This is a genomic window from Coleofasciculus sp. G3-WIS-01 (genome assembly GCF_040223135.1).
Lineage (GTDB): Bacteria > Cyanobacteriota > Cyanobacteriia > Cyanobacteriales > Coleofasciculaceae > Coleofasciculus.
Window position 1 is genome coordinate 1 of the sequence record NZ_JAVJZI010000286.1, and the last position, 8,470, is coordinate 8,470.

Consider the following 8,470-nt stretch of genomic DNA (forward strand, 5'->3'; position numbering starts at 1 on the left):
CTTGTATTTACATTACCACAATAGTAGAACGTTATCCGAATTATTTGACTGGCGAATTTATTCGCTACCTAGACGGTTCGCTCGGTTTCATCTCCCAGCTAAAGAGCGTGGGAGCCTTCACCCATCGCTTGAACGGTAAAGGAGTAAGCTGATCTTCAGACACCAACAAAATCCCCCGCCTGTTAACGGGGGATTCGCTATAAATAGGTGTTACTCGGTCAACGATTAAGCCTTTACAGTTTGCTTGGTAACAGCACTTAACTCGCCCTTGGCATACTTAGCCGCAAACTCATCCAATGTAACTTGCTTGATCTTGCTAGCATTACCCGCCGTACCGAATTGCTGATAACGATCTGAGCAAACCTGCTTCATGTACTTAATAGAAGGCTTCATGAAATGGCGCGGATCGAAGTTCTTCGGATCTTTGGCAGCCGCTTCGCGAATTGCTGCGGTGATTGCCAAACGATTGTCGGTATCAATGTTAACCTTACGGACACCACTCTTAATGCCTTTTTGAATCTCTTCTACAGGCACACCGTAAGTTTCCGGAATTGCACCACCATATTGGTTGATCATGTCCAGCCACTCTTGGGGGACAGAGGAAGACCCGTGCATCACCAAATGGGTATTGGGTAGACGGCTATGAATTTCCTCAATCCGGCTGATGGCAAGAATTTCACCCGTGGGCTTACGGGTAAACTTGTAAGCACCGTGACTTGTGCCAATTGCTACGGCTAGAGCATCAACTTGAGTGCGCTCAACAAACTCAACGGCTTGATCCGGGTCAGTCAACAACTGTTCGCGAGATAGCTTACCTTCCGCACCGTGACCATCTTCCTTTTCACCCATACCCGTTTCCAAAGAACCGAGACAACCTAGTTCCCCTTCAACGCTGACACCGACAGAGTGAGCAACTTTTACCACTTCAGCCGTTACATTGACGTTGTACTCGAAGCTAGCTGGAGTTTTGGCATCTTCTTCCAGGGACCCGTCCATCATCACACTGGTGAAACCATTGCGGATAGCTGAGTAGCAAGTCGCTGGACCATTACCATGGTCTTGGTGCATGGCAATAGGAATATGGGGGTAGGTTTCTACTGCAGCCATGACTAAGTGGCGCAGGAAGAGTTCACCTGCATACTTGCGAGCGCCGCGAGAGGCTTGTAAAATCACGGGACTATCAGCTTCATCAGCAGCTTCCATAATCGCCAGGATCTGCTCCATGTTGTTTACGTTATATGCTGGAATGCCATAGCCATTCTCTGCCGCATGATCCAAAAGCAGCCGCATGGGTACGAGCGCCATAAAAAAGTCCTCCTAACTTTAGGTGTTTTGTCAGCTAGTCGTATCTAGAAACTTAATTCTTAGAATAATCTTAAGATATTTTTCAGTTTATAGGAAATTATCTGGTCAAGATTCTAAAATTAGGCTTCTTGATGAACTCCATAGTTTCCGTTTATGAAAAAATGGATACTGAAATATGGGTCGCCTGGGATTCGAACCCAAGACCAATCGGTTAAAAGCCGAGTGCTCTACCGCTGAGCTAGCGACCCACACTTGTAAGCGTTTTCACGCGCCGTTTTCTACAATAGCAGAAATCACCAAAAATGTAGAGGGTTTTTCAAAAAAAAGTGGTGCTGAGTTGTACCGAAGTCTCCAAACTCTCTTCAGGAGCCAACTTGGTGATATTTTCTCCTGTGTTTAATCCATTGCGGGGAGCGCTCCAGGGTTCCAAACAGTAGTAGTCTTTGCCCTTAACCGTCCAGAAGACCAGAGTTGAATAGGGTTCACCGTAGGTCAAAGTGAGTTTTAACCGCCGTTGCTGATCGATCACTGTTGCCGATTGACCCGTGACTTGCCGAAAGGCTACGTCAATTTCATCCTCACTCCAATCAAAGCCGCCAGTGAAGGGGTAAACTTGCCCAGTTTGCTGATCCTGATACTCCGCCGCCGGAATCTCAAACTGCAGTTGGGTTTTATCTGAAGTTAAGAAGTACGGATGCACTCCTGTGGAAAAGGGCATCACCTCTGGAGACTGATTGGTATAGCGCTGGTGAAGCGTCAAGGTATTGCCCTGCAGTTGGTACGTGAAGGTGAGTTGCCAGTCGAAGGGATAAACAGCGCGAGTTTGGTCGTTACTATTGAGGACTAGGGTCAGGCTAGCCAAGTCATTCGTCACTCGTTCTGTAACCTGCCAGGGTAAATCGCGGGCAAAACCATGCTGTTTGAGCTGATATTGTTTGCCTTGGTGGGTGTAGGTATTGTCCGGTAAATTGCCGCAGATGGGAAATAGAATCGGAATCCCCCCCCGCACGCTCAACCTCGGCTCTCGAAACCGTTCGGCATCAAAGTAGAGGATGTCCTGACCTTGAATACTCCAGTGAGAAATCAGACCACCGCGTTCGGGAACGACTTCCAACCGAGACTGGGAGTCTTGGGCAGTGAGGATATAGGTTGAGTATTGCTCCTGTTTCAGGGCGATCGCAAACATCTGTCTGTTGATTTCCTTAATAGTTGAGCGGCTGGAGTTAGCGGCACGACTAACTTTAACAAACTCTTGTCAAAAAAACTGTCCTATTTTTACAAATCCTTAATAAAAAGCCTTTAGTATAGTACATAAGCAATTGTTGTAATTTTAGGGTTCAGGAGTGCCTACAGGCGATTAGTTCGTTTTAGCGTGACACATATCACTCTGAATTGAGCTGAGAATCACACCAAGCAACAGACACTTATCAATGTCTTCAACAGGGAGATATTGGATAGTGTTAGGGATACCCCTATGATTACAAATGCTTGGTTACCATGATTCTTCGTACTCTTGTCCAATCCGCTCTGAAAACCGGCTGCCTCAGCGTTGCTTCCGAGGGGCTAATCCGGCAAATTCTGGCAATAAAAGGTTATCAAACAGCAGATCTTGAGGCTTTGACTGTCCTTTATGAGGCTGTGAAGTCTGGTAAAATTGAGCGGGAGGCTCATGATAACCGTTTTCTGTCATTTCCTGATCTACACAGGCAAAGCGCGATAACAGGTGTCTAAACCCCCCAACTTCAACAGGGATTCAGTACAGAGTGATCAGTAACCAAGGGTTTGACCTCACGTTTCAGGGCAAGTTTTGAAATCTGCTAGGCTGGATGCCCCCATTCAGGGAGTCGTCGGTTCACACAAATCTAGATTTAACTGAATTCGGCGATTCATCCCGCGCCGTACTTTTATGCCAGCGTCGGGATGAATCGCCAGTTTAACCTAATTGGCTCTAGTTCCCTACCCGTCTACATGGTAGGAATGGATAGCCAATTATCAAGTATACGCTATACTGATAGTGTTGTTAGTGATAACAATCGAGGTTAGGAAGAACGCTCGTCTTTCCGTCGATGACTCAAGCTCTACTAAGGTTGTAATACTACAGTAACTTGGTCAGATGAAGCGTCAGAAACTCAAACTTCTACAAGGTTGAGTCGTTTATAAAATGGGTTTTTCCATGTTCCTGACTGTAAAATGCCAAAAGCGTCGCCAAAAAGTGACGCTAAGGGAAGCTTGCACTGTATTCCTAGGGTCAGTGTAAGATGATGTCACTGTCTAATGCAAAATACCTATCAGCCAGGATGTACAACCTGGATCAAAGTGCGCTAATCTCAATGGCGAAATACACGGTTTCCCCTCCTTGGGTTTACTCTGCTTGGTGTTGCCTTTTACCAATGTCAATCCCTCGAATATCTGTTATTTGCTCACAGGTAAAATTGCTCTCCACCTTTACCTTGAGCCGAATTATAGCCAATGTTGTCCCAATTCCTTTGAAGATATTAAGGTTTTTTTGTCTAATGAAAAACACCCTGCATTCATGCTCCAAATTCCGGTTAAATCCCAGTTAAGCTTTTAAGCATTGACTGGGAAATATGACAATAGTAGGGATGGGAGCAGTTGATGAGGGAAAATTGAGTCAAGCTATCCGAAGCCAAGCTTGGATAAAAACTGTCCCTGAATTATTCTAAAAACTGGAGCGACTTGCTCCCCGATGTGTTGGAAGAGTTATCTGCTAAGGAGAAGCCAAATATGCTACACCGCAAGATTTATCAACTTTGTTGCGATGGTCGTGAGGTCTGTATTTTCTTGCGGGATCAGCAACGTTGGATTGAACGCGCTCATATTGTCGATATTGAAGGGGATTTAGTGACAATCCGCTACGAAACTGATGAAGAAGACGAAATTTGCTCCTGGGAGGAAATGGTTCGCTTAGAAAGCATCGGTTCAGTTACTCAAAAACTTGCTTCTGTGACGCGCGGAAATTTTGAACCACTAGTGTCTGACGATTGTCCAGAAGCAGAACAAATTCATCCGCGTTTTCCCGAGTCCAATCAAGACTAAAAAATTAGGTGTCATTTTTCATTTCTAAGGGCGGGTTTAGTCACATCTGGGTGGTAAAAAACAAACGTTAATAGTAAAACCCGCCCCTACAAATCAGGTTCCATCGAACGTCGCGAAGGGTTTTGGGAGCCATGACAGATTACATCTTTGACTGCAACTGGGTATGACTAAGTTTCTGGTGGAGGTGTAATCGGTTCAAAAACTGGACAATATCCCTCTGGTGTCACTTTGAACGAGTAGAGGGGAGAGGCAGAATTCCAACAGCGCTGACCCCTTTGATAACGGCAGTTAGCACAACACTCAATATTAGCAGGCATCTTCACCGAACTGCTTTGATTGAGCAATTCACGTTGGGACAAGCCGCGTAATACCAGTTCTTCTCCTTGCCAACGAGCTTCCACTAAACCTGTATCGGCAAAATCTTGCCAGCGCGGATCAGCCGCAATTGCTTCTGGTAACGTAATAGTAACCACTGTACCCAACTCCGTTAGCTCCCCTTCGTAATTGGTTTCTGGTGGTGGTGCGGGTTGTATAAATGTCTCTCCAATTGGCAGTTCAATCAGAGTTCCTGATGATGGTGTATGAAGGTGGTAGCGGTTTTGTAACTCTTCTAATCCCGTTAAGTCAGCCAGGTAGGTGGGAGAGCCATGAACAAAAATAATATGCTGAGGACGAAGATTATGGATTAACTGAGTGGTTCCTAAACAATCACTATGCTCAGTTAACAGATAAGTTTCTACATCCGTATTACTCAAGTCGTTGGTTGGAGGCGGATATCTCAGGCGTTCAGGTCGCAGCACTGTCCAAGAGGTGGGGTTAGGATGACAGTAAACCCTCAAGTCAGCCGTTTCATCAGTTAGAACGATGCTGGTGACCCGCGCTATAGCACCTCGTTGCTGCTCATCTAGGCGACGCACACGCGGTTTCACCCGTTCATCCCAAAATAAGGGTTGATGGCGAGCAAAGTTTTGTACTGATGGGGGGAGGTGAGGTAGGAGCTCTAAGTAAGCATCGCATCCCTTGGCAACCGTACCATCTACCCAAATATCCAGATTGCGTCCAGTAAACTGGTGATGACTCCGCAGCAGCATCAAGATTTCTTGACCCAAACCCAAGGTGGGTACTGGCAGCAAAATAGAACGATTTGCAGCCAATGCTTGATCAATCCGTTCGACGAGTTGATTCTCTTGTTGGCGTCGATGGGGATGTCGGGCAGTACCATAACTCCCTTCAATAATCAAGACATCTAGGTTTGTACCTCGTAATGATTCAATTGACAATCCTTCGACCAACCGTGAATTTGAAATAAAAAAGTCTCCCGTATACAGAAGTCGGTAGGTGCGATTTGGACTTGTATAGGTTAATAAAAATGCCGTTGCTCCAGGTAGATGTCCTGCCGGAAACAACTGTACACTTAATCCTTCTCGAAATTCAATCGGCGATCGCCAAGGAAGTGCTTGACAGAATCCGGGAATCTCCTTTGGAGGTAAATAAGTCCAGTTCAGGGGTAACAGTTGAGTTGTGACTTCACTGGCGTAAATTGGCAATTGTGGAAAGGCTTGGTGCAGTGCTAGCAACCCCTTGGCATGATCGCTATGGGCGTGGCTACATAAAACCACATCCGCAGGCAAGTTAGCTTGGGCTTTCAGAGGCGAAATGTCTTCTAACCCACAATCGAGTAGGATGCGGTGGGGTCCCATTTGCACCAGCAAACAAACTCCTTCTGCACCATGACCAACACCATAGGCAAAACAGGCTAATTGATCATCCTCAGCAGAGGATGTCACTGGGCGTTGATTGCTCATGAACTTTGAGAAGACGGTTCTATGCTGTGACAGTTGCTTAACAACCAACTCACTTGAAGAACCATAACTACATCAACAATGCTTCTAAACCTTATTCGTCTTTTAGCTTATTTGGCGATGGGTTCCCCACACTGTACTCGTAAGAGTCAGTATATAAACTTGCCACCCTTATCTTTTCGGTTAAATCTTAGAATAACCTGATTCTCTCGGGCGAGTGTATTGACGGTAATAATCAGTATGCTACTTCATCAATAAGATGTAGCAAATATCTGGGCTAACTTATCCTAGCTTAGTGGGCTGAACCGTTGCCGTGATAGTTGTCTGAATCGTAGAAACCGTTCTTGGTGCCAAAAATGAGAGCAGATACGGTAAAAAGAATGGTTAAGACCACTAAAATCAGTTTGATATCCATCTATAGTTTACTTACTTGTATCTGAAAAACAGGATCTGAAACACTACTGAATATTTTTGACCAGTCGGTATTTTGGTCTATTCAGTATAGATACACATCTTACCACGAAATTTATGTTCAAGTTGAATCAGCGTTTCACCCATCAACAGGGTAAGGGGGGGAAGTCTGATGAAAGCACTTGCCTACCTGCGTGCAAACCTCTTATCCAAACCAACCTATCCACATCTAGGAAAAGTCAGTAATTACACTAAGCTGGTGACAAGATTTGAACTTGCGACCGGCTGATTACAAATCAGCTGCTCTACCACTGAGCTACACCAGCAACTTCGTTTAGCATAGCAAATTATATTAGCAGTAGGGAAGAGGTAAAAGGGACGCTGGGGAGAAAAAGTTAAATTAGAGCTTATTGGACTGCCTTGCTTGGGTCAAACGTTCAATAATACAGGTTCTGGCAATAACCGGGCGAGAACTTGCTTGAGTACCATCGCTGTCCAATCTACATCAGCTTCTGTGGTTTGTCGCCCCAACGTTAAGCGAATGCCTCTTAATGCCTCTGACTCACTGTAGTCCATTGCCAATAAGATCGGACTAGGATTGAGTTTACCACTATCACAGGCAGAACCCGCACTAATGCCTATCCCTGCCAAATTAAGCTGACGCACCATCGTTTTACCACTTACCTCCTTCAATCTGGATGCTGGGATATTGGTTAGGCAAAAACTAACATGATGAGGTAAGCGGTGTCGTCGCGAACCTGTTGGTTTTAAATAAGGGATGTCGCTGAGTTGATTAAACAAGCGATCGCGCAACCGAATTAACCGAGGTGTTTCCGTTGACAGTTCGGCTGTTGCCAATTCGGCGGCTACACCAAATCCCGCGATCGCGGGAACAGCCTGTGTCCCTGAACGCTGTTGCATTTCTTGTCCCCCACCCAACAATAGTGGCACTAATTCAACGCCGGGACTTACATACAGCGCCCCCACTCCTTGAGGTCCATAAATCTTGTGACTTGAAATTGACAGCAAATCCACAGGTAACTGTCGCACATCAATGGGCAACCGTCCAGCCACCTGTACCGCATCGGTATGGAACAGTATCCCATGATTTCGGGCAATTTGCCCTAGTGTTTCAATGGGTTGGAGCGTCCCCACTTCACTTTGACCATAAATTACAGATACTAATACCGTATTCGGTAGCAGGGCGTCTTCCAAGTCGCGGGGATTTACTCGTCCCTGTTTATCCACAGGTAATCGTGTCACCTGCCATCCCCAAGTTTCCAACCAGCGCACAGGTTGAGCGATCGCGGAATGTTCCACGCTAGAAATCACAATATGCTTGGGCTTTCTGTAGTTTTGGGCAATCCCCATAATGGCTAGATTATCTGCCTCTGTGCCACCGGAGGTAAAAATCAAAGCCTCCCCTGGGGCATTAATTAAGCCAGCCACTTGCATTCTCGACTGTTCCACGACAGTAGCAGACCGTTGTCCCCACTCATGTAAGCTAGAGGGATTACCCCACTGCTGAGTCAATACCCCTTGCATCGCCGCGATCGCTTCTGGGCGGGGGGGTGTCGTGGCGCTGTAATCGAGATAGATTTGCATAGTGTTCAGCCGATATAATTTTGCTAACATTCGCTAACAATGCACTCTGAGAGACAAGCTCTTAGAGAGGGGATATCTCCCAAAGCCCGTAGGAAAATCCCACGGGCGCCGTTAATGTCCCTGTCCATCCGAAATCCATCACCACCAACAATGACTTTTTTTCCACCAAGATTAGAAATGATTTCACCTGTCCAGCTTACGGTTTTACTGGTGTAGGCTTCATTGCAATCAAGTACGACTTTGCCCGTCTCAAACGCCTTGTGCTTCAAGAACCTTTCAAAGCGGTAATG

At 46.0% G+C, this 8,470-nt stretch carries 6 protein-coding genes and 2 tRNA genes; 1 reads left to right on the forward strand and 7 read right to left on the reverse strand.

Annotated features, from left to right (window positions below; genetic code table 11):
• Nucleotides 1-225: 225 nt before the first annotated feature.
• The 3 genes from fba to RIM23_RS30670 form a co-directional block, all read right to left on the reverse strand.
• Complete coding sequence (gene fba, locus RIM23_RS30660) at nt 226-1,305, reverse strand: class II fructose-bisphosphate aldolase (protein WP_446372286.1); 1,080 nt, start codon at nt 1,303-1,305, stop codon at nt 226-228.
• Nucleotides 1,306-1,481: 176 nt separating this feature from the next.
• A tRNA-Lys gene (locus RIM23_RS30665) sits at nt 1,482-1,553 on the reverse strand.
• Between the two features lie 68 nt (nt 1,554-1,621).
• The gene (locus RIM23_RS30670; protein WP_446372288.1) at nt 1,622-2,491 is read right to left on the reverse strand and encodes an aldose epimerase family protein; all 870 of its coding nucleotides are present in this window, start codon (nt 2,489-2,491) and stop codon (nt 1,622-1,624) included.
• Between the two features lie 1,559 nt (nt 2,492-4,050).
• On the opposite strand from RIM23_RS30670, the gene RIM23_RS30675 reads away from it, so the two are divergent.
• Nucleotides 4,051-4,362 (forward strand): DUF6679 family protein, encoded by a 312-nt coding sequence (locus RIM23_RS30675; RefSeq protein WP_446334900.1) that lies wholly within the window; start codon nt 4,051-4,053, stop codon nt 4,360-4,362.
• A gap of 167 nt (nt 4,363-4,529) precedes the next feature.
• On the opposite strand, the gene RIM23_RS30680 is transcribed toward RIM23_RS30675, so the two are convergent.
• The 4 genes from RIM23_RS30680 to RIM23_RS30695 all read right to left on the reverse strand — a co-directional run.
• Nucleotides 4,530-6,167, reverse strand: coding sequence for an MBL fold metallo-hydrolase (locus tag RIM23_RS30680; protein ID WP_446372290.1), 1,638 nt, complete (start codon nt 6,165-6,167; stop codon nt 4,530-4,532).
• A 662-nt stretch (nt 6,168-6,829) separates the two neighbouring features.
• Nucleotides 6,830-6,901: transfer RNA gene (locus tag RIM23_RS30685), tRNA-Thr, on the reverse strand.
• Nucleotides 6,902-7,004: 103 nt separating this feature from the next.
• Complete coding sequence (locus RIM23_RS30690) at nt 7,005-8,180, reverse strand: cysteine desulfurase family protein (protein ID WP_446372292.1); 1,176 nt, start codon at nt 8,178-8,180, stop codon at nt 7,005-7,007.
• A gap of 23 nt (nt 8,181-8,203) precedes the next feature.
• Nucleotides 8,204-8,470: zinc ribbon domain-containing protein (locus RIM23_RS30695; RefSeq protein ID WP_446372294.1), on the reverse strand; the 267-nt coding region annotated here is incomplete at its 5' end.

What these genes read in the sequence shown, in the direction of transcription:
- RIM23_RS30670 (WP_446372288.1), bottom strand. Translation starts at nt 2,491, where the DNA reads ATGTTTGCGATCGCCCTGAAACAGGAGCAATACTCAACCTATATCCTC.
- RIM23_RS30680 (WP_446372290.1), bottom strand. Translation starts at nt 6,167, where the DNA reads ATGAGCAATCAACGCCCAGTGACATCCTCTGCTGAGGATGATCAATTA.
- RIM23_RS30690 (WP_446372292.1), bottom strand. Translation starts at nt 8,180, where the DNA reads ATGCAAATCTATCTCGATTACAGCGCCACGACACCCCCCCGCCCAGAA.
- RIM23_RS30675 (WP_446334900.1), top strand. Translation starts at nt 4,051, where the DNA reads ATGCTACACCGCAAGATTTATCAACTTTGTTGCGATGGTCGTGAGGTC.
- fba (WP_446372286.1), bottom strand. Translation starts at nt 1,305, where the DNA reads ATGGCGCTCGTACCCATGCGGCTGCTTTTGGATCATGCGGCAGAGAAT.